Below are 22,109 nucleotides of genomic sequence, written 5' to 3'. Positions count from 1 at the left end.
TACAAAAAAAAACTTTTCTAACCAATTTTTTTAGTTTCATCGCCTTGAATTCTTTGAGTTGCTTGTGCATCTCCCCGGATGGTACAATCCGCGATTTCTTCGGCTTGTGAAAAGACATTTGCGTATTTTTTATTAATATCTTGATTTAGTTTGAATTTTGAAGGATCGGTGGAAAATTTAATCGTAATATCTTGTTGAATTTTCATTTCAGGTTTTCCAAAATCAATTTCTAAACCTAAAATCTTATTGGGAACTTCCATATTGATTTTGCTTTTGTCCAAATATAGCTTACCCTTGACTAAAATTTGATATGTATCTCCCGCTTCAAAACTTCTGAAAGTTGCGTTGGCTAATTGATCGTTCACTTTATTAAATGGCATTCTGATTACTGTAGGTTTATATTGTGCAGCATCTTCCAAATCTATTTTGCCCAAAATGCCTGTTAACTGCATTGTTGGTTGAGAAAATGCAATCTTTGCCGTTTGTTCAGTCGCAATGATCATTTTTGTTTTTAGCTCGTCTTCATTTTCTGCAAAAATGTATTTTCCTGCTGATTGTTTTGCAATTTCATACATTAGATAAACGTTATGTTCACCCAGCGCCCCAACCGTGTCAATGGATGATTTATATTCCAGAGCTTCCTTCGCTAGCTGGAAATACTTTTGATAATTTGGATCTGATTCATCTCCTGACTTTACTTGAACATCAGTTGGATCTCCATCGCTAATCAGAATTATTTTTTTTACGCTGAGATTGCCACCATTTCGAACATATTCCCTTATTAATCCAACTCCCTTTTCCAATGCCTCAAATAATGAAGTTGTGCCCCGATCTTGAATTTTATCGATGCGCTTTATTATATCGCTTCGAGAACTATTCGTGATTTTAACATTTGTTAAGATTTCGTGGATTTCACTCTCAAAAGTTATTAGATTGAATATAGTATTCTCCGGAAGAATTTTAACCTGTTCTATTAATGATTCTTTTGCGTTGTCTAAGCGATCTCCAGCCATACTCCCAGAAATATCCAATAACCATACTCCAAAGAATGCTTCTGGGGGGATATTTTTATCTGGTAAAATTTTGATATCTAAAGCGATTGGTATCTCTTCCGCCGCGGGAATACAGATGGCTGATTGAAGGATATTCACATAAGGAATCTTGCTACTCATAATTTCCACTTTTTTATTTAAATTGGTCTCAATATCTATAGTGATCCTTACTTATTCTAACCCTTAATATTTTGTGTGGAAAAAATATTTAAAAAATGGATTAATTAAAGATATTTTTCAATGTGGACTGAATTGTCTGAAAGCCAAGATAGTTTCCCCGCTACGTCTTCCGGATATTTCTCCGGGTATTTAAATATCAGATGTATTTTATCCGCAATTTCTTCAATTGTCAAGTTAGTGGTATCTATCTCAAATACATGTTCCTTTTTTACTAATTCTGTTTTCTCCAACATAAATGAAGTTGAATCACCGACTAATTCTGCTTGAATATTTTCCATAATTTTTTTTTTGGAATAACCCCGAGGTTTTAATCGCGTTTCAATTACATTTGGGTGAGCACGGAGTATGATTGCAATATTTACTGAAGGATGTTCAATTAAATCCGCATAATGTCCTTCCAAAATGATATCTTCTTTTTGATTTAAGAAAAAGGTGCGAAAAAAGGCATTAAATTTTTCTGTATCAACTATTTTGGTATCTCTGGAAGGATCTTCACCACAATGTAATTTGTTTTTGACCACAACCTCTCCCAACGATAAGAATGGATACCCATATTTCTCATTTATTTTTTTTGCAACTGAAGTCTTTCCTGTCCCAGGTATTCCAGATATTAGAAAAGTTTTCATTTCATCGTCCTTCATAGTTTTAATTCTGTGGATCTGGATCTGAATCCCCAAGTGAAAAAAATTGGTTCCATTTTTTCTTCACTCTATCTTTAACTTGATTCCCGACATTTACAATTTTTTGTTTAGATTCTTCATATTTTTCAAGAACAACTCCAACATTTCCCTCGTCAGACACTCGAAACATGTCTCCAAACATTTTCCAAGCATGTCTAAACGAATATCGATTAATCACCTTTTGTTGGAAATCCCTGGAAGAATTGAAAATAATAGATGCACTAATCATTAAGATTAATGCTGCGTATGTCCACATCCGGTGATAAATTACATTTAGAGGGGCATTTCCTATATTTTGAAGTAGAACAATTGGAGAACCAAGATAAGAATCCAACATAACCGTATTATATCCCACTGCTATTCCTAAAGCAATAAAAATCATTCCTTTTTCCCCAATTCTTCTCTTAAATCGCATTGTTGTTGAGTTTGGCCTTTGGAAATTAAATGTACGGCGTTGAACTTCATTATAATCTTCAATTTCATCTACTTTTCTGCTATAGCAATTGATTAAATAAAATGAGTTGAACATTAGCAGCACAAAATCAATAATGAAATTTGAAATCTGACCACCAGTATTATAAGATTGGGAGATATGATAAATAAGGAAGAAATTATAATATCCAATTGACTGATAAAAATTCATTCTCGCTTTTTTTGTTTCTTTTACTTCAAAGTTCTCTTTTTTCTCAATAAATGGAAGATTATTAAAAGAATAGATTATGATTGTTGCGAAAATAAAGCCAATTACTGCCAAAATTTTTGCATCAAGGGTATTTTGGAAAAATAAATAAACATACATGGGAAGGGTGATCCAAGCACCAAAACGGATGATTTCCTGGAAAAACATTCGGTTTTGAGAATTCCCTAATGTGACTAGCTTATATTCAATCGAAGTATGGAAATTTAAAATAATGAAAAACATTGTAATTGACCCGATCAAAACATATGCAACAAAAAATCCTAATTTTAGCCATTGTAATATTAAATCATCATAATTGGAAACAAATATAGCTGATACAATTGATCCAACAAGAAGAATCAAAGTTAATATATCAACTGTTTTTCCGTTTGTTGACAATCCTCCAAAAATCCCGCCTAAAATAAGGGATAGTCCGCTAAAAAGTCCCAAAATAAGCAATAATTGTAAAATTTCGGTTGGTATTGGAACTTTAAAAAATTCTAAAACTACAAAACCAATTGAAGAACAAGTTAATGCAATAACATAAATGAAATAAGGGAGATATTTTTTGGTTGATAAGACTTTATACCCCCCCAGTAATTGATTTTCTACAAAATTATAAAGAGCTCTTTCAACGTAGGATTTCTTAATTTTTTTTTTTTCTTCTTTTTGAGGATCTGTTGTTGTGTAATCTTCATTTGTTCCATCTGGTTGAGTATTCGAATTTTGTTCCATGATTTAATATTAATATATTCCCCAGTTTCAAAAATTTTTAGTAAAGGGAAAAAATAAAAATTCATACGTTTAACAAGTAACAAGAATAAAATAGGTGAGAACAATGGGAAATGAAATGATTAAAGAAGCAAAAGCTGTCAATAAGCAAGGCGATAAATTCTATAAAAACAAGCAATATACTGAAGCAATAAAATTATATGTTGAATCAGTCAAACTCATGCAAATGGCAGGGGAAGAAAAGAAAGCCAGTAAATATCAAGAAGAATTAGATGCTGCAGTGGGAAAACAAAGTGAAATCTTGAATAATGAAGCCGATGATTTGTATAAACAAAAGCTTTATGAAGAAGCCATCGCCAAATATCAGCATGCTTATGATTTTCTGCAAAAAGCGGGTGATAAATGGATCAAAAAGCGTGGAAAAGAGTTTTTAAAAGAGTTAAATAAATCAAAAGTAGCTTTTGCTAAACAGGTCCAAGAAACAGCCGAAGATCATGTGAAAAATCATAATTGGGAAGAGGCAAACAAAATTTATCGAAATGTATTATCAATCGTTACTCCCGAAGTGGATGAAAAAATGAATAAATCTATGGTTCATGATCAAATGACGGTTTATGAACGATGGGCTCAAGAGGTCAACGATAAAGGGGATGCCCTCTATAAGGAGAAAAATTTCGAGGATGCTATTCAGCTTTATTCTGAAGCAGTCCGGTTAATTGAAAAATCGGATAATGAAAAGAAGAAGAAATCTTTTAAAAAGGAGCTTTCAAAAGCTTTCACGGAACACGCCGAGGAAATTAACGCATTGGGTGATAAATTGATGAAGGAAAAAGAGTATATGAAAGCTTCCGAATTATACGCTCAAAGTGTCAATATTGCCACCGAAGCGGGGAATCAAAAGTTAATTGATAATTATACTAAAGAAATGAATAAAGCGTTTGAAAAATTTGCTCAGATGATAAATGATAAAGGGGATGAACTTTATAAAGCCAAAAATTATGAAGAAGCTGCGAAAATTTATGAGAATAGCGTGGAAGTGGCAAAAGAATCAAAAAATAAAGGACTGATTAAAAATTTCCAAAAGGAATACGAGAAATGCCTTGAAAAATATGCCGTAGAAGAAAATAAACTTGGAGACCAATTTATGAAAGCCAAAGAATTTGAAAAAGCTATGGATAAATACAAGAGATCTGTCAATATCGTCACCCGTTCTGGAAATGCTGGAAAAATTAAAAATTTCACAGCAGAATACCATAAAGCCTGTCTCAATCTTGCAAAAAATATTAATGCTGAAGGGGATGAACTTTATAAAGCCAAAAATTATGAAGAAGCTTATAAATTATACGATAGAAGTGTCGAATTGGCTGAAATCGCGGAAGATAAAGGCAAAATCCGAAGTTTCTCAAAAGAACGGAATAAAGCTTTGGAAAAAATGAATGAATAGGATGTTTTTCGTGTTATTTTTTATCTTTTTCTGAACTTTCACATTCAAAGTCCATTACACTGTAAAAAAATTAATCTATTTTATTTAATTTATTATATTTTCTCCAAAATCTACGAAATAATATAGGAGTTTTCAATACAGGGTTAGTGGGGATGTTTTCCCCCCAGTTCTTAATTAATATTCTTGCTTTTTCAAAATAGTTATTAATTTCCTTTTGATCTAAAATAAAATTCTCAGATTCGATCTCAGAAATCATTTCCCTTTCATATTTTGCCATCGGGTTGTATAAAAGATTCATCATTGGGAGATAATTAAGGACTACTTGTCGATGAATTTTTTCAGCAAACCACCAGAAATGTTCTTGATTATAAAATTCTCCACTTGGTTTGTATCCCGAAGGAAGTGTTGTACCTGGTGCAAAAATGGGAAAGAATGGACTCATGCAAGGATTTGCAGATCCTGTGGTGAAACCGCTGAAATTTGTACTGCTCATCTGTGAAACCAAACTATTTGTTGTTTGAGTGTGTTTGGTAAGATTATTCGCTGCATGAGCACAGACGGTCATACGCAATCCTTGATAAGGTCTCCAATTAGAGTCATTGGTATGGAAACGTAACATTTGCATCAAATCCTGAATTGTTAGACGGCCCTTCTTTTCTTGTAAATGACACCGATTTGTCTGTTCTCGCTTTTTTCCCGCAGCTCCCCAAGTTATGAGTTTGTTGGAATAGTTTTTTGTAAAGTTAAAGTCATCCTCTGATTTACACCATCCGTTATTAATGGCGTGCGTAATTAATCCTTCAGATCTGGCGTCATAATCATGTTCCAAAGAGATTTTATTGGAAATGCTCCACACTCCTTTAATTTCTTTCCAAGCCCAATTTTTTTCAACGGTTTCTAAAACAATTGCTTGTTGATAATCGGCGATAATAAATCCGTTCATATAATAGAGTTTATCCCGATATCCACAATTGCCTCCTTGACCATAAGTTTCCAATAAATTTATTATTACATCTCGAGCTTCAATCGCGTTACTGCTCCGTTCCAATGCTAATCGCAGTAGATCCATTCCAGTTAATCCTGTTTTGGCGGGCTTCACTCGAGTCATTAACGCTTCATTTCCAATAGTGACGCCATGTTCATTCATGCCAATTTCTGCACCAAACATCCAGTATGGTTTAGATAATAAGATGCGATTAGTTTCCTTTACTTGTGGGATCTCAATGTAAGTGCATTTTACTGTTGAATTTAATTCATATTTCTGACGTTCCCGTATATCTATATTCTGTGCTTCATCGGCTTCTCTATCAGAATTCTTTCCGAATAACATTACACCTTCTTTTGTGGCTTTTGGAGTTGCTACGATTGTATCACACATGATAGATTCTCTTTCTCCTAACAGATTTTAGAACATTCTTGATCGATTTCTGTCATAACTTCTCGAAAGTCACTCCACCATTCTTCTCCCCTTTGACTTGTAAGCATACTATCCAATTTTCGGCTATCCATGCATAAAATATCGTCTTTTAAATTTTTTACTTTATCGTTCCACAATTTCGAGAAGATTTGCGCTTTAGATACTTTTGCTTTTTGTTCGCGTTTATCCCAATCCCATTCTGGATGCTTTTTCCCCAGCTTTTCCATCGCTTCCGCTTTCTTGAAATCTAAAGCAGTTGTTATTTCTTTACAATCGATACTTACTTGAAAGGGGGCTGCTTTTCCATACTTGCATTTTGCTTGATATTCACAAGTCACACAATAATCTTCAAAAGAAATGATAAATTCTTGTAACCCTACAATATTAAAACTTAATTTTCCCATTTTTCGTCACTTAATTAATTTAATGTGATGGGATAGGAAATAAAATTTTACGTGTTTATCAAGGTTTGACAGGAAGATTTTTTTGAACCATCAAAAACATTTCTTGGGTGTGTCCTGCTCCTGTCACAATTAAAATGCGATGATTTGGGTGGTTTTGATAATATTCCATTATTTGATCCACCATATATTCATTTCGCTCGGTCAATAAGACAGTTGCAATATTGGGATAATTTTTCTTAAAATCTTCGATCAGTTCGGCCAAAAATCCTGGTTTTTGCATTTCTTCCATCAAGTCTTGTATTTCAGATGAATTAGAATCAATTGAATTTTCTTCTAAACTTTCAAGCAAATCTTCTTGTTCCTTTTGCACATCCTCGTGAATATCTTGCATCCTTTGAAAAGTATCTAGAATTGGGCGATCAATAAAACGGAGGGGAATTTGAAGTTTTTTCACTGTCTCAATCGCTGAGATCATTTCTATTCCCGGTGTAATTCCAAGTAACTTACCAATACTTTCTTGAATTTCTTTTAGACTTTCCATAAAATCCTTTTTTTTATGAGAATTGTTCGAATCTGAAATGTTTTTTCCTTCTAATATAGAAGGATTGCTTTCTACATTTTGAGATGCATCGATTAGGCTTTGGTATCGCATTTGATCTAGTTCAATCATTACACAATCAAGATCCAATTCTTCAATGGTTTTTTGGACTGCTTCAGAACTGGATTGAGCGATGTGCATTGTTCCTAAGAAGAAAAATTGCTCATTTAGACTATTTAATTCATTTATACGTGGAGATATCTCTTCTGACATTGGATTTCAACCAGAATCATTAATAGGTAATTTGAAAAAAACAATAAAGAATGAAAAAATTAAATTCGACCTAGAGCTAAATCTAAAATCATTCGGGCAGTATTATCATTATAATCGATAAAATCGGGTTTATCAATAGCACAGGTTTGGAAAAAGCCTTTGACAGTGATTCTTCGTTTCTTGAAATAAGCTTCAATTTCTGATTTAATACTTTCCACTTTTTTCACTTTGTCATCTTCAGATCCTTCTAACAAATCATATTTATTTAAACACACATAGATTGTTTTGGGCATATAACGGATTAAATCATATAACTTAAATTGCTCTTTTAATGGCTGATCTAAGGCAAATAATCCCACAATTTGGCGTGCTATTCGCGAAATTGTAATAATTCCCATTCGAATGACTGCTCGATCCCGGTCACCACCTGGTGCGAACAAAGTATGAGATGCTCCCGATTTATTTTCGGTAAATACGACTTTATTAGGGGTTATCGTTTTAGAATATCCATCATCACCATCAACTTCAATCTCAGATTCTCCTTTAAAATCTTGTTTCTCAATTTGACAATCCATTCCACCCTTTATTTTGCCAATTTTATTTTTTTCCACATAATCGACAAACATTTTCAAGACGGCGGTTTTTCCTACGTTCATTGCTCCCATTAAGCCTAGTATTGCCATAGTTTTCCCTCATTTTTTTGCTTTTGAATCAAGCGCTTTTAATATATTTATCTTAATTCATTTTATGTTTAATATTTTCTGTCTAGAAAAAAGCAAGATCCAAGAAGATTATATATTCTGGTAGAGAAAGTGATTGGTGAAATATTATATGGAATCTAATCTCTTCATTTTATTATTTTGTACCGGGTTAAAAATAATAACCCTTCTTTGTATCTCTGGATATTTATTTTTTAACTGGTTGCACCAAGAAAAACGTTATTATTCAGACTTTCCTTTCCTCAATGCAATTACATTTATTATTTACGCAATCGGAAAAGGGATTGACATGTATGTTTATGTTAAGTACCAAAATGTAAGTAATCTTAATGAAATTTATACTCAAGATATTTATATTGAGATACTTTTTAGGATTCGGTTCATCGTTAGCCCAATTTTAGTTGTTCTTCCTTATCTTATACTAATGACAATTATTTGGTTAAATGAAAAACCTAGGCTCAGGGTAATTTTGAGTTCTCTTTGGTTCATTGTGAGTATCACATCAGTAATGGTTGCAAAAACTTATGCACATATGCTTCTGATAAATCAAATTGTTGCGTTTCCTGTGATTATTCTTTCAATCATATCTTTCGCAATAATAAATTATAATAAGCGATTTCCGCAGATTAATTCACTCCTTCTGTCGATTGGGTGGTTTTTATTTGCTGTTTCACAGTTTCTTCGCAATTTTTGGCAAGACCTTGGATCTGGAGTATGGGGTCTTACATGGATTGGAGAACTTATAGAATTCGGAACTCTTATCATAATTGGATTGGGTTTTATTATACCAGCGTTTTATTCAAACGATAAAGATACTAAGGGTAAAATTAATTGAAGAAATTAAAAAATTAGATTTCAAACATTTTACCCAACGAATCTTGGAAAAGATCTACACTTTTTTTGATAGAAACATCAGAATCTATCATCGGAGTAATTTTCTCTCTAAATTCCTGAATCATCTTATCAATCTCTACCAAAATTACTTCTTTGCTTTGAAAAAATAATCGTTGAGGATCTCGATTTGTCGCTTCTTCCCATGATCTTAAAGCCTCCTCTCCCACCGAACTGATAGAATCCCGGCTTAGATTTGTCTCTTTACTGATGTTTCGCACCATTTCTTCAAAGATGCTAATGCGTGAAACGTTTCTATCTATGAATCGATTTATTTTCATTGGTCAACCCACCATACGGTGTCATACTTAAGTAACTTTTCCATCAAAAATGTATGTGATTACTTCGATAAGGAAGTATTTATGGTTTTATTTTTTATGAGTAGGCATTCAATATTTCAAAAAAAATCGTTAAAACCGATTTTTCCATTCTCCATCCATTATATCTATGAAATTTTCTATTTTTTTCATCTTGTAATATAACTTCTTGCGTATTTTGTGTTCTAGGAATCTATAAAAAGATCATGATTGTGTCAGTTTTGCTAACACCACCGAGTTTAAATAGATTTTTTTCTATAATATATATGTTCAAAACCAAAATGCAAAGTAGTCACTAATTTTTGAAGCCTACATGATTAAAAGAAGTATATTTTTTCTCAAAATTTGCAAGAATCTTAGAAAAATATGTTGACTACATTTTGATAAGAATAGAAAACAACTCAAAAATGAGAAAAATGAAATATAAAACAAAAATTACTGCCACTTTGTTGATATGTTTGTGCTTACCCTTAACTATTCAACAATTTCTACAACCAAGTTCCGCTCTTCTATCTTATGCTGATGATCTATATGCGCGGTGGGATTTGGATGGAAATGCTAATGAGCCTGTAAACGATTTTAATGGTGTTTTTCATGGTGCAACCCCTGCCACCGATCGGTTGGGAAGATCAAGTTCTTGTTATAATTTTGATGGTTCCAATGATTATGTTTCGGTGCCACATAAGACTCTTCCCGATGGTTCTACAGAATATACAATCTCCGCATGGTTTAAATGGGATGGAGGAGGAGGGGGATTAGAAGGTAGGCGCTTTATATTAGAAACAACCCCATTGTGGTCCATTTCGATATGCATCGAAAAAGGTCCAACACCCATTGCAAAAGGATATCTTAGAGATTCAAGTACGCGAGTCGCTTCAGGAACCACAATAATTGTTCCAAACCAGTGGTATCAATTAGCGGCAACTTATCAGAAAGATACTACCAATGGATTTAAATTATATTTAAACGGTCAATTGGAAGGACAAGTCTCCACAGGTGGATCTTTAGAACCGATTACTAGCATGAATATCGGAACCTATCGATCAGCTGATAATCGATGGTTTGATGGAAAAATTGATGAAATTGGTTTGTTTAATAGAGCATTCTCTGAAGAGGAAATGGAAATTCTTTATGAACAGGATTTCGATACTGACGGGGATGGATTGACCGATTTTGATGAGATGTGTGGAATCGGAGGAAGTAATTTACTCTATGATTGGGATTTTACAGATAATGGCGTAGATGATGACTTAGGGATGGATTGGAACATCGTTACAGGATCCGGTTGTGCAGTGGTAGATAGCGTTAATACGCCGTATCCAAATGCCGTTCGCCTTTATGATTATGGCACGGGAACCGCTGGAATTTATGCTAATTTTGATTCTTCCTTAATTTCTGGTTCAGCGGAGTTCGAATTCAGGACTGATGCGAATTTTAAATTAACCTATATTCTCTTGAAGCAAGGAAGCACAAATGCGATATTAATGGCAAATTATCGTACAGCAGAAGGAGATGGCATACAATATCATGATGGTACCCAATGGAATTTGTTGAAAGAATGTAGCTATACTGATTGGTTATCTATCAAGATATCATGGAACACCTTATCAGACACCTGTAATATATATTTTCCAGATTCGGGAGAAAAATTTGAAAACCTTGATTTCTATAATCCTGTCAGCTCCATTTCTCGAATGCAGTTCCAAACCTATAGTAGCCAAACCGGTTATTCTGCCTACGTGGACGATGTTATAATTAGAGAACATACTGATCCAACAAATTCTGATTCTGACAACGATGGATTAAGCGATTGTGTGGAATTTTCATATATAAATGGAAATCGCGAGTTAAATTCTTGGGAATTCCCTGCGAATGAAAATCCTTTTGGAGGATGGACGAAAATTCAAGGGTCTGGATGCATCGTTGGATCAGGAGCATGGCCGAATGATGATACTGCTATATTGTATGATCATGGAACAGGTTCTGCAGGTATTTATGAAAATTTTGAATATACTACAAAAGGATCAATGATTTTTGATATTATGTCCACTGATACTGCGAAAATAACTTATATACTCTTACGGCAAGGTAGTTCAAATGCAATTCTAATGGCAATTGTAAGTTATGGAGGCCATAATGGGCTGCAGTATCACGACGGATCTTCTTGGCATTTGTTGGAAAATATTGCGAGTAATGAATGGAAAAAAGATCTCAAAATCAGTTGGGATACTGCAACGGATACATTTTCGGTTTTCCTAGGTTCCTCCTCTATAGGTTCAAATCTTGCTTTTTATTCACCTGCTTCCTATATTTCACGTGTTGTTTTTGAAACTTATAACAGTTATTCTGGATATAGTACTTACCTAGATAATGTGATTATTTCATCAAATAGATTGGATCCTTTAGATTCTGATTCGGATGATGACGGACTTTTAGATGGGGAAGAAATTGCCTTGGGTACCGACCCGATGGATGCTGATTCGGATGAGGATGGGTTCAATGATGGATTAGAAGTGAAAATTTTTAAAACAGATCCTAAAAATGGGTACGACAGAGGTGATTTAAGCTGGAATATTGGACATTTTGAATATGATAGCATCGGATCAAATCCAGATGGATGGGAAATTAGTTTCTCAGAAAATTCAAACCAATATACTGAAGTAGTTGCAGATTCTGTTGGCTTTGGTACAGAATCTTCAAAAGCCTTAAAGGTCCATGTGTCTGAAGGATTTATGGGATTCAATAAAAAAGTGTATCCTTCAAAGAATTTTGAGAATAATGTAATTAGCTTTGATTTATTTACAAGCACTCGAATAGATGAAATGTGGTTACAATTAGGCTGGTCAAATATGATTCCTCAGACGAACTATAATCTATTTATAAAGTTTTATGGATACAGTATCGGTTTTTTCACTCCTACAGGTGAGAAAATTCAGCAAATAGAGTTGTCTCCGAATTCATTATACAACATTCAAGTCGAAATGAATGGATACACCAATACTTATGATTTTCGAATTGATGGGGTAAGCCGTGTGTCTTATCCTATGATAGCTGTTCTTCCTGATAGTTCGTATAGTTATTTAAGTTTCTATTTTAAAGGAACCCAAGATATTCTTGTAGATAACATCAAATTTGGAAAAATCTCTAATTATTATGAAAATTGCTATTCTAATCCAACAACCTATCAATTTCTTGATAATAATTATTATAATTTACATGATGATATGACGGCTGGACCCAAACACGAATTTTCCAGTTCAGATCCTCGCTCTGGATATTTGGGAGGTCATTTTGGTCTCCAATATGATTGGGGTTTGCTTGAAGAAGATGGAGGTTTTCATGATTTTAGTGCTACAAATGGAGAAGTTGATTTAAGGTTCCAAACTGGTGTTGAATCTACGAAGATCAATCATCCAGACTATAATGGTTTCGATGTGTGGGCATATCTTCAAGGATTAACCATATCAATGGGAATTCTTATTGATGGTGTTCCAGTACATCCATTGGACCTTGATGTGTCCAGGACCAGTTCAGGGGATGCTGAAATCAATTATGAGACCGATGGTATCAATCTTGGTGATGAATATGATGCAAGCGTCGGAACAGAGGCCTATGCAATTTTTGAATTATTATTACTATTCGGTAGTAATATAGCAGATGGTCCCTTAGGGCCATTAGACGAGTTAGTTGGCGCATTAAATGTTGGAGGTGGGATGGTTTCTGCTTTTCAACCAAATTTTCTAACAAAATCAATTCAAGGGAACTATTTTTCTTGGGATTTTGATTTAGGTTCACGATATTTGACAATGAATCCAGCGAAATATTTTAATGGAGAAATAACAATGAAGCATTTCTTTACTGATCTAGTTTCTGAATCTAGTGCAATTTCCTATATTGTTAATTTCGAAATAACTACAGGTTTCTATATGAGCATTGATGGTACGAACCAACCATTAGATGGAAGATTTACTTCAAATTTCATGACTATTTCAACAATACGAGGCTAATTATTCTTTTTTCTTTTCTTTTTTCTTTCTTTCCAGTATCTATGAAAAATATTTAAAGGAGCAAAGATCCTAATTCGAAATTTGAAATGAGAGAAAATTGGTCCATGGGGTCATACTTAAGTATCTATTCCATCAAAAAAGTATGTGATTACTTCGCTGAGGAAGTATTTATGGTTTTATTTTTTATGAGTAGGCATTCAATATACGATCAATCAAAAAATGGACATATTTAATTTGAAATTTATTCTTTTATATTTTCAGTTGGAAGGCAATTTATTTTACTCAATCTCTACTCGAGCTCGTGATATTGCATTTTTACTCCAAAATAATTATGAAATTTGAGATTCGATTAATGGGCTAATTCATTGAGTGTAATGCATTAAAAATCTAATACTAGCTAATGCACACCTTTTGAAACCTTATGCTGTTGAGACTGCATCAGCACAAATAACATCAAGGGGGGTTTTTTTCTATCTAAAAATGTGAGGATTAGTAAAAAACTCCAGTCATATTTGAAATACTGCTGTGTTTTTTTGTAGGAGTTATAATTAAATTTTTTCCACGTTTTTTCATCTGAATGATTCCAAGATCTTCAAATTTGTTAAGTATTCTTCTGATCTTCATTCTGTTTTTTGGATTATTTTCCTGTTTCAGATTAGCTATCAACTCCAATAATGAATCAAAAGATCTATTTCCATCGAAAATACGTAAAATTTCTGCTTCCTCTTTATTGAACCATTCTGTTTTCAAAATTGGAATTTCTTCTACTTCAAAATCGCCTTGAGTTAAACCAGATTTTCTAAATTCTTCTTCCAGTTTATCCAAAGAAGAATTTTCTTTATTAAAATGCTCTAGTAGGATGTATTTGTTTGATTGTAAATAGAATAAGGTGAAAAGTTCTGGTTTTCTACTTGCAAATAAATAAGCTGCCATTGCGAAGGTTTTTGATGCTGTCGATATATTTATGTAGATATGTCCCAATCTTTCTATTTTTTCTTCCAATTTCATTATTCTGTTCAAACATGTTAATGAATCATGAAAAGAACCTAAATTTGTAATTTCTTCTTCTATTTTATTGAAAGAACTCCCTATCCTATTCTTAACTTCTTTTGCAAAATAACTTGAATATCGTTCTACTGCAAATTTGGTTGAATCCACAAGCGGATTATGTAAGAGATATATAACATTAATTGGATATAGTTTGCATCCTGCAATTACGCGGTCTATTTCTAATCCAATTGGTACAATTAAAATATTTCGTTCTTGAGGAATTATATTATTCATATAAACACTCTAGCGTGTTTATTGTTTTTATATGTATATATAAATTATGATTTTTCTATTGAACACAATGAAAGAACTTAATTAAATTCAAAATCGACAATAACTGACAAAAATATTTGACAAAATCTTACTTAGTTTTAAAAAGAGGTACGTTATAATATATTTAGAGATTGGAAGGAAAACTCAATTCAAGGAAGTTCGGACTTCGGTTACATTGAAACCTCACCGAAATTACTTGGAACATCTCCCCTAGATCTCTGGTGAAGTATAATATTCACAAAATAACATCAATAATGTTTGAGATTGATTACAGCGAAAAGCTTTCAATACATCAACTTATTGTTACCACAACTTTCAGGTGAATTAAAATTTGGTAGATAGACGCGCTGGAAAACGTTCTGGACCTCATGTACCTTCAAAAGGTGGAATGGAACCCCGAACCCGAAACAAAGATGGTTCATGGCGTAAGAAGAGAAAGGATGCAAAAAAATCTTATGAATACAAGTGATTTGACATTCCTTATCTCGCAGAAATTTAAATTGAATCTTTATTTGAGGCGAGGAATCGGCTAATGCCCCTTGACACTCACAATAAATGTAAAAAAAAATAGGAAATAATTAATATGACATCGAAAACATATTCTAACACAAAAAAAAGTCGTTCTAAAATTCCAAAATCCCCTGGTGTATATAATTTAAAGTCTAAATCAGGAAAAACCGCTTATACTGGGATGACGAATAATCTTAACAGAAGGATCAAAGAACATCATCAGGATCCAAGTAAACACTTTTCAAAAGTATCTGTGAAGACTACAAAAACTCGAGCTCAAGCAAATTCTATTGAGAATCGTCGTTTAAAGAACAACAAACCCTCTGGGAATAAAATGAAGAAATAAAACTCCCTTTCAATTTCCCAAAACCCCTTTTATTACAAATTTTTTTTTATTACATCATTCAACTCCATTTTATTCCTATCTGGTTTGGCTGCACTTTTACTCTCATACGGGAGTTTGACGGTATAAAAGTTTCGTTTTAGCGTTAACGGAAATAATATCTTCGATTAATACAATTCCTAAAGAAATCTACCCCAAATGTATCAATGCTGGGGCAACATTTCACTATGTTTATACTACCGTAGCAAGTTACCGATAATTTATTTATATCTTTCTATCTTTTTGCTGGATTTTTTTTTCCTTATTTTCTTTTCAAAATCTATTTTAAAAGGTGGGGATCTAATAAATACTATAAGAACATTTTGGATGGGCAAGAGGGAAAAAAGTGAACAAACCGCATAAAAAGTGCCATTTTGAAATCAACTTGGGATCGGCGGGGATCTCTCGAGTCTCCGTTTATAAGGATGACCCCATCGATAGTTGGCCGTTTGAAATGAAACTGGAATTTTTGAATATGATGTTGTTGTTCCGGAGTGTTGGCTTGCTTCCCGAACGCATCTATCAAAAGAAATATCGGACTCTCGTTGAAAAATACGAGGAAGATATGCTCGATTTGAAACAATGGATAAATATAAAAAGATCACATGAGTGATTATTTTGCTATTACCACGGTGTTTAAATAGAAATATCACCCTATGAATAGTGTTCAAATATTGAATGCAAAAGGATGAACTGAGATTTTCCCTGAAAGAAATTTTTCCTCAAAATGAGAAAAAATTCTAAAAAAGAAGTCCAACTTTTTTTCCAGACCTCTTTATCTTTGGAAAAATCCAATTTCTTCTTGCATTCTATGAATGATCAATATGAAAAAACATTATCTGAGATAATATTCTTAAAAAAAAACTATAGCAAACTAGAATAACTATTATGATATTGCTCCATTGTTTCTCCCCAATTCTTTGGGAAAAGATCATGATTTTTCACCCAAAATGTTCGCATTGTATTATCCTTGTGATTGCTATCTTCTTGAAGCCATTTCTTATGGCTATTATATGTTTGCTCAGCAACAATTTTTGATGGAATCATCCAAAAATCGGGTAGAGATTCAAATTTATTCGTTCTAACAAATGCATAGAACAGATCCTCGGATTTTAATGACTCAGATTTTTCTGATAACACAAATCTATGAGTTGAGTTTGAATCGCGAGTTTTTACAGATATTTTGATTAACTTTCCGCTTGGATTGACCGCTAATAAATCATAGCCAATAGCTCTTCCTAGGGTGATGGTTACTATAAAATTTCGTGCAGAAAGGAAAGCTGCAATATAATATTCTCCAGAATTTCCTACATTTTGTTTGTCTTTCATTTTTATCTTAATTTATATTTAGTCATAAATAATTAAAAAAGATTCGATCAAAAAAGATCCATGACAAATGAAAAAATCTCTTTGATTTTAAAATCCTCCACCGATGTAGAACTTGAGACGCTTGTAAATAATAAATTACTTGAAGAATTATGTGGAATCTTCCCACTTTCTTTCAAAAAACTATTTCTTTCAATTTTTTTTAAAACTTTACCCCTTCTTCACTCAAATCTCTGAAATCCATTTTATAATTCCTAGTATTCTATGGTTTTTCTTTGCTCAGTTGTTGTAAAAAATTGTCCTTCTCACATTGCGATTTCTTGGTTTTTTTCGCACAACTCGACTTTTTTTTTAGATCCTAGATTCTTATATACTTTCGACAATTCCCCCCCACGAAGCAAATGCCACCCATGTAAATTGAATCCCCTAAAACTGTCAAACCACTGTTCGGATTGAAACAGAGAACTTTTTATGGAATGAAAATCGGAAATTTTTTAATTGTTCCATCATGAGTGACAATTATAGTCTGTTTATCCCGACTATTATAAAATTGTTAAATATCAGACAGTTTTGTAAAAACAGAAACGGGAGAGTAGCTTAGCCTGGATTGTATGTATCTCTTCATATGAAGGCAATCGAGCGCTGCCCTGATAAGGCAGAGGTCGTGGGTCCGAAGCCCACCTTTCCCACCAATCTTTTTCTAATATTCCAAAATTAAATCTGATCATGATTTTTTATTGAAATCTAGCATAAGGTAAGATTATCTGATCCTTTAATTTTGAAGCTCTTTTTTGTTGATAGAGATGATATAAGGTCATTTTTATTGGATACATGTAAAAGTAAGTAGCTGAGTTCCTCATGAGTGCTTTCCCATAATAATCGCTCACGTTCAAAAACATTCAATATGATTTTGATCGTTAAAATACTGATAATAAAATTTAGATCCAGAAGGAGAAAGCGATTGATCTGCCAATGGATTGATGGCAGATATGGGAGATCCGTGCGGTTCTGACGGAGACTTGGTAGGATTGACACAGGATGTTGACCTTTGCCCTGTTGTTATTGATATTCTAGGTTTTTGAGACATAATGAGACCTCTTGGGACGTTTGTCGCTAATCTATAGGTTACCAAACAGATCTGTTTTTCCAGATTTATGATACTGTAATTACTTTTTGAAACTTATAAACTCGGAAGACATGTTCAAAAAGAATCAGCATTACTCGTGCTTGATCTGTGTTTGATACATAATTGTATGAAACGCATCCTTATAAATATAATTTATCGATCTATCATACTTCACTTATATATCATGGATACATAATTGAACTTAAACCAAGCAACAAACATAAATAGTAGGGCATCTCTAGAGCAAATATGGGAAAATTTGCTTCGATTTCGTTGCCTGAACCTTTTGTGGAAGAATATATTGATAAAATCCTCGAGAATCCCAAATTTGGGTATAGTTCACGGGCAGAAGTGATCAAGGAAGCGGTTCGGAAATTGAAGGCTGCTTTAATACCAGAGAACGAGTAAAGCATCCATCCACTACTTTTCCTATCGGATTGAAATGTAAAGTAGAAGTATTAAAAAAAACCGCTTTATTTTGCTAGGTTTGACTTTTCTTAGGATAAAGATTCACACCAAAAAATATCTTCAATTATAGACGCGATATGAATTTCATGTAGTCATTTTGGATGGTGGTAGTCTCATAACCTTGATTTCTCATGTTGGCGGTCCTTTCTTTTGCAAATCCTGTTGGTTCGCTATGCTTCCTCGAATCTTTTTCAACCTCTATACACTTTCTATATTATCTAATACTCCGCTTAATTCAGTCCCAAAAGTGATTTTTCAGATAGTCATTCATCCCTTCCTAATAACTGATCTTTTATCATTTGATCAAAACCGATGAAACAGTCACAAAATCGCTTCCAATTCCACACCTGTCAGTTTTCTTCCCCTTTGGGATCAAAATCTTTTTTTAACCCCTTTGGCAAGTTTTTCCTATAAAGTTTTTTTTCGAGTTAAGAAATTCAGGACTATTCTTTTTCTCTAGGGCTTCAAAATATACTAAAAATTTGGCTAGGTTAAAAAAAAATATTAGTGAATCTTAAAATCACTAATAAAAAAAGTATAAAAACCTTTAGCTACATTGGCATTCATATTATAAGTTACTGATTTAGTAGAAGTATGGGTATCTTTCAATATCAGATAGTACCAGAAATCTAAATCTCGTTCAACATTGAATGCAAAAGATATGCCAAGGGGAAGAGAAATTGATTGGACTGGTGTGGCAAAGGATAACTCAAAATTCAATCCTAATGTGGTTTGTTTACTAATGGTGTAATCCCATCCTTTTTGAGTTTGACTCCCAGAATCCGTGTATTGTTGAGGACAAGAGTATTCAGAAGTATATGATGGCTGGACCCAATAATCAAATGTTTCCTGATTTAAATACGAGCAATCATCGCGGAGATCTGAATAGGGATGATTGGTAAGTACGGTGTTTTGAGTTGAATATGGGTCAAATGAATAAAATGCCAAAAAGGAAGCAGAATATGAATACTCTGTTAAGTCGATTGAGTAAAATTCAATATCTCCATAAATTTTATAGTACCAATACCAATGTTCTTGACCAATTGTTCGAACCTCATCATGATGTGGACCCGTTTCAATTTCATCATCATAACTAACTGAAACAAAAGGAAAATTGAAGGAATACTCAGTATCTCGAGAAACGATTGATGATATTTCTAATCCTACAAGGCTAGTATCGCCAATAGAATCTTCAGAGAATTCCTCATTGAACCCAGGTAAACAGGCGACTATATTCGGAACTATTTTATTGTATAAGGTCTTCGAATCATCTTTAGTGATTTTCCCATGTTCAAAAACGAGATCATCAAGAAAAACTCGTCCAGAAGATGTTGATGGTGTGCCTAAAATCACTCGATTAAAAGTATTACCAAAATCAAGATCATATTGCTTCATTATTGCTTGTCCATTCCATTTCAGAGTCCAAGTGGATTGGTCCTTATCAATGAATACTTCGAAATCAATTTTTTGATCTTCACTATAAACAACAACATTGCTCGCTGCATCATATACAGGTTTATAAGCAGTAAGGTGTTTCCCATATATATAATAGGAATCCCAGAAAAATAATTCTCCACTAGAAAACAGAAAATGCAAGCGTGAAGAAGTTCCATAGGTAAAATCAACATAAAACTGTTGATACTGAAGCTGTCCTATACTAATAGAGGAGCGAAAATAAACCAAATTATCTCCAGATGAAGCGATATCATTTTTATAAATATCAATGAGACTTTCATCAGTAGTATGAAGCCATAAAACTTGAGAAGATTCTCCCCAATAGCTTGGACTCTGATCGACATATAGATCACAAAAATCATCATTATCTTTAGCCACTTGCCACTCTCCGATAGTATCTCCATTATCAATATATCCACTTGGTAAAGAAATTTCTTCAAAATCTTCCCAAAAGACTTCATTTATTATAGGATTTGTCATATATCTAATCTCCACCCCGTCCTCGCGCCCATCCCCATCCGAATCCGCCGTGGTCGGGTCGGTGCCAAAGAGCAATTCTTCTTTACGTGATAGACCATCATCATCCGAATCGATTTGAATATCATTAAAATAGACATAATTGGTTGGTTTGCTATATAAAGAGCGAATCGAAATTTGATTAATTCCTGAAGTGTATTTTTCAGATTCAAATGTCTTTATTACTGTGCCTCCCAGAGAAAAAACCCATTGGTCTTTACCACTTCCTGAGCAATCCCATTCGGCTTTGAAATCATCATTCCACACATTAGTAGAGTATGTTGATCCTGTGGGGTAAGAATTGCCGTCAGATCCACAAAATCTGATCGTATTTACACCTTGATCTTCCCACATGGTCATATAGCTGCTCACAGTCGATCCTGAGAGAAATCTAATTAGGAAACAATCTGTTTCTCCATAACCAGAATCAACAATTCGAATATTTGTAGAAAACGATCCCTTTTCGGATAAATCAAAGTTCGCTGTTGCGATTGCTTCCCCGACCCATGAACCATCGTTTAGTTTTAACACGTTTCGATCTTCAAAAATGTTAGTCGAAATATGACACCATTGATTCGTCCCACCGCTAGTCCATTCAAAAAATTTATCTTCTTCCCAAATTTGGTTAATTGTGGAAGAATCATCCATATGTCGTAGGTTATGTAAGGTCAGATTATGAGTTATATCGCCAAGATATGTACTAATTGTGATATTATTAATTCCTGAAAACGGATTGGTCGAATCGAACTGAGCAATAATTTGACCGTTAATGTAAAATGTCCACTCATTAGTTCCAGTTGCTTGACTATTCCATTCAGCAGCAAAGTGGTACCACGTCTCCAATTCCACATTGATCGATCTTATAGGGGCATCGGATACTCCTTGGTCAGGAGCATATCTAAAATTATTATCAATAATTAAAGCAGCAGCAATTGTTGTTCCTGAATAAAATCGAATAAAAGAACAATCCTCATTTCCATAAGAGGTTTCAACGATTTTCAATTCGGTGGAAAAAGCCCCCGCAGGTTGGTTGGGAAATTCATTCTTTATTTTCGCTTCTCCATAATAGGAACCATCGCGGAGTCCCAACACCGGATCTCGTGAGCCTAAATCTGAATATTCAGCGACGCGTGTATATTGATTTCCAAGAGTAGAATCCTCTTCCCACCCTTCCCATTCAGGATTTAATTCCCAATCATTCACGGAAATTGCTGAAGCGCTTTTTATCAGATTTGGGCTATTGGTAGAGATCATCGCAACAATGAAGAGGCACATTCCGATTTTAGATCCCAAGGACAATTTCTTCTTGCCTTTTTTATTTTTATCCAACATTTTTTATCACACTGTATCCCATTGAAGAACTTTTGGCAGAAAATCAAGGTGAGGAATGGAAGAGGCAAAGACGATAGCTTGAATTCCAGTTTTGTCATTTCATCCTTTTGCATTCAAATGGCTACATGCTTAATATTGACTTTGATCTATAAAAACCACACGAAATTTACACTTCTGTCACAAGCGAGTTTTTTTTATAGCATCCCAAAAACATAGGGCGATTCATGCCCCTCCCCTCCGAGGTCCCCTTCGATCTCGAGAATTGGAATTTACGGCTCATCATCAATATAAACTAAGTGAATTTCAGAAAGACCAAGGAGTAGAAGTTCGCCAAAAAT

The 22,109-nt window shown here is 33.7% G+C and carries 19 protein-coding genes and 1 tRNA gene; 8 read left to right on the top strand and 12 right to left on the bottom strand.

Annotated features, from left to right (window positions below; all coding sequences use genetic code 11):
* Positions 1-17 precede the first annotated feature (17 nt).
* The 3 genes from NEF87_RS14030 to NEF87_RS14020 form a co-directional block, all read right to left on the bottom strand.
* The gene (locus NEF87_RS14030; protein WP_457916301.1) at positions 18-1,172 is read right to left on the bottom strand and encodes a vWA domain-containing protein; all 1,155 of its coding nucleotides are present in this window, start codon (positions 1,170-1,172) and stop codon (positions 18-20) included.
* Between the two features lie 104 nt (positions 1,173-1,276).
* Positions 1,277-1,858 (bottom strand): adenylate kinase family protein, encoded by a 582-nt coding sequence (locus tag NEF87_RS14025; RefSeq protein WP_457916300.1) that lies wholly within the window; start codon positions 1,856-1,858, stop codon positions 1,277-1,279.
* A gap of 19 nt (positions 1,859-1,877) precedes the next feature.
* Positions 1,878-3,326, bottom strand: a complete 1,449-nt coding sequence (locus NEF87_RS14020) for a hypothetical protein (RefSeq protein WP_457916299.1) — start codon at positions 3,324-3,326, stop codon at positions 1,878-1,880.
* A gap of 103 nt (positions 3,327-3,429) precedes the next feature.
* On the opposite strand from NEF87_RS14020, the gene NEF87_RS14015 reads away from it, so the two are divergent.
* Positions 3,430-4,767, top strand: a complete 1,338-nt coding sequence (locus NEF87_RS14015) for a hypothetical protein (protein ID WP_457916298.1) — start codon at positions 3,430-3,432, stop codon at positions 4,765-4,767.
* A 70-nt stretch (positions 4,768-4,837) separates the two neighbouring features.
* Here NEF87_RS14015 and NEF87_RS14010 read toward each other — a convergent pair whose 3' ends face one another.
* From NEF87_RS14010 to NEF87_RS13995, 4 genes are read right to left on the bottom strand one after another with little or no spacing between them, the layout of a single operon-like run.
* The gene (locus NEF87_RS14010) at positions 4,838-6,145 is read right to left on the bottom strand and encodes a C69 family dipeptidase (RefSeq protein ID WP_457916297.1); all 1,308 of its coding nucleotides are present in this window, start codon (positions 6,143-6,145) and stop codon (positions 4,838-4,840) included.
* 17 nt (positions 6,146-6,162) lie between these two features.
* Positions 6,163-6,588 carry a hypothetical protein gene (locus NEF87_RS14005; RefSeq protein WP_371802019.1) on the bottom strand — a complete coding sequence of 142 codons (426 nt, stop codon included), beginning with the start codon at positions 6,586-6,588 and terminating at the stop codon, positions 6,163-6,165.
* 58 nt (positions 6,589-6,646) lie between these two features.
* Positions 6,647-7,399, bottom strand: a complete 753-nt coding sequence (locus NEF87_RS14000; protein ID WP_457916296.1) for a TraB domain-containing protein — start codon at positions 7,397-7,399, stop codon at positions 6,647-6,649.
* 59 nt (positions 7,400-7,458) lie between these two features.
* A complete protein-coding gene (locus tag NEF87_RS13995) occupies positions 7,459-8,082 on the bottom strand; it encodes a hypothetical protein (protein ID WP_371802017.1) in 624 nt (207 codons plus the stop codon).
* A 148-nt stretch (positions 8,083-8,230) separates the two neighbouring features.
* Here NEF87_RS13995 and NEF87_RS13990 point away from each other — a divergent pair, with 148 nt between their 5' ends.
* On the top strand, positions 8,231-8,953 hold the full coding sequence (locus tag NEF87_RS13990) for a hypothetical protein (protein ID WP_457916295.1): 723 nt from the start codon (positions 8,231-8,233) through the stop codon (positions 8,951-8,953).
* 13 nt (positions 8,954-8,966) lie between these two features.
* Here the strand turns inward: NEF87_RS13990 and NEF87_RS13985 are convergent, their stop codons facing one another.
* Complete coding sequence (locus NEF87_RS13985) at positions 8,967-9,290, bottom strand: hypothetical protein (protein ID WP_457916294.1); 324 nt, start codon at positions 9,288-9,290, stop codon at positions 8,967-8,969.
* A 452-nt stretch (positions 9,291-9,742) separates the two neighbouring features.
* On the opposite strand from NEF87_RS13985, the gene NEF87_RS13980 reads away from it, so the two are divergent.
* Positions 9,743-13,333: a LamG domain-containing protein gene (locus NEF87_RS13980; RefSeq protein ID WP_457916293.1), complete on the top strand. Its 3,591-nt coding sequence runs from the start codon at positions 9,743-9,745 to the stop codon at positions 13,331-13,333.
* A 489-nt stretch (positions 13,334-13,822) separates the two neighbouring features.
* Here NEF87_RS13980 and NEF87_RS13975 read toward each other — a convergent pair whose 3' ends face one another.
* Positions 13,823-14,617, bottom strand: a complete 795-nt coding sequence (locus NEF87_RS13975; protein WP_457916292.1) for an HFX_2341 family transcriptional regulator domain-containing protein — start codon at positions 14,615-14,617, stop codon at positions 13,823-13,825.
* A gap of 370 nt (positions 14,618-14,987) precedes the next feature.
* On the opposite strand from NEF87_RS13975, the gene NEF87_RS13970 reads away from it, so the two are divergent.
* From NEF87_RS13970 to NEF87_RS13960, 3 genes are all read left to right on the top strand, one after another.
* Positions 14,988-15,125: a hypothetical protein gene (locus NEF87_RS13970; RefSeq protein WP_457916291.1), complete on the top strand. Its 138-nt coding sequence runs from the start codon at positions 14,988-14,990 to the stop codon at positions 15,123-15,125.
* Positions 15,126-15,239: 114 nt separating this feature from the next.
* Complete coding sequence (locus NEF87_RS13965) at positions 15,240-15,512, top strand: GIY-YIG nuclease family protein (protein ID WP_457916290.1); 273 nt, start codon at positions 15,240-15,242, stop codon at positions 15,510-15,512.
* Positions 15,513-15,894: 382 nt separating this feature from the next.
* Positions 15,895-16,161, top strand: a complete 267-nt coding sequence (locus tag NEF87_RS13960; protein WP_457916289.1) for a hypothetical protein — start codon at positions 15,895-15,897, stop codon at positions 16,159-16,161.
* 251 nt (positions 16,162-16,412) lie between these two features.
* Here the strand turns inward: NEF87_RS13960 and NEF87_RS13955 are convergent, their stop codons facing one another.
* Positions 16,413-16,877, bottom strand: a complete 465-nt coding sequence (locus tag NEF87_RS13955; protein ID WP_457916288.1) for a hypothetical protein — start codon at positions 16,875-16,877, stop codon at positions 16,413-16,415.
* Between the two features lie 583 nt (positions 16,878-17,460).
* On the opposite strand from NEF87_RS13955, the gene NEF87_RS13950 reads away from it, so the two are divergent.
* A tRNA-Ile gene (locus tag NEF87_RS13950) sits at positions 17,461-17,566 on the top strand.
* A 197-nt stretch (positions 17,567-17,763) separates the two neighbouring features.
* Here NEF87_RS13950 and NEF87_RS13945 read toward each other — a convergent pair.
* Entirely contained in the window at positions 17,764-17,961 is a 198-nt protein-coding gene (locus tag NEF87_RS13945) for a hypothetical protein (RefSeq protein WP_457916287.1), read from the bottom strand.
* Positions 17,962-18,249: 288 nt separating this feature from the next.
* Between NEF87_RS13945 and NEF87_RS13940 the strand changes: the two genes are divergently transcribed.
* Positions 18,250-18,408, top strand: a complete 159-nt coding sequence (locus NEF87_RS13940; RefSeq protein WP_457916286.1) for a ribbon-helix-helix domain-containing protein — start codon at positions 18,250-18,252, stop codon at positions 18,406-18,408.
* A 564-nt stretch (positions 18,409-18,972) separates the two neighbouring features.
* Here NEF87_RS13940 and NEF87_RS13935 read toward each other — a convergent pair.
* Positions 18,973-21,771 (bottom strand): hypothetical protein, encoded by a 2,799-nt coding sequence (locus tag NEF87_RS13935; RefSeq protein WP_457916285.1) that lies wholly within the window; start codon positions 21,769-21,771, stop codon positions 18,973-18,975.
* Positions 21,772-22,109: the final 338 nt, after the last annotated feature.

This window comes from Candidatus Lokiarchaeum ossiferum (assembly GCA_025839675.1).
In the GTDB taxonomy this organism is placed as follows: Archaea; Asgardarchaeota; Lokiarchaeia; order Sigyniarchaeales; family Promethearchaeaceae; genus Lokiarchaeum; species Lokiarchaeum ossiferum.
Note: the sequence above shows the minus strand (reverse complement) of the source record. Positions and strands in the feature narration are given on the sequence as shown.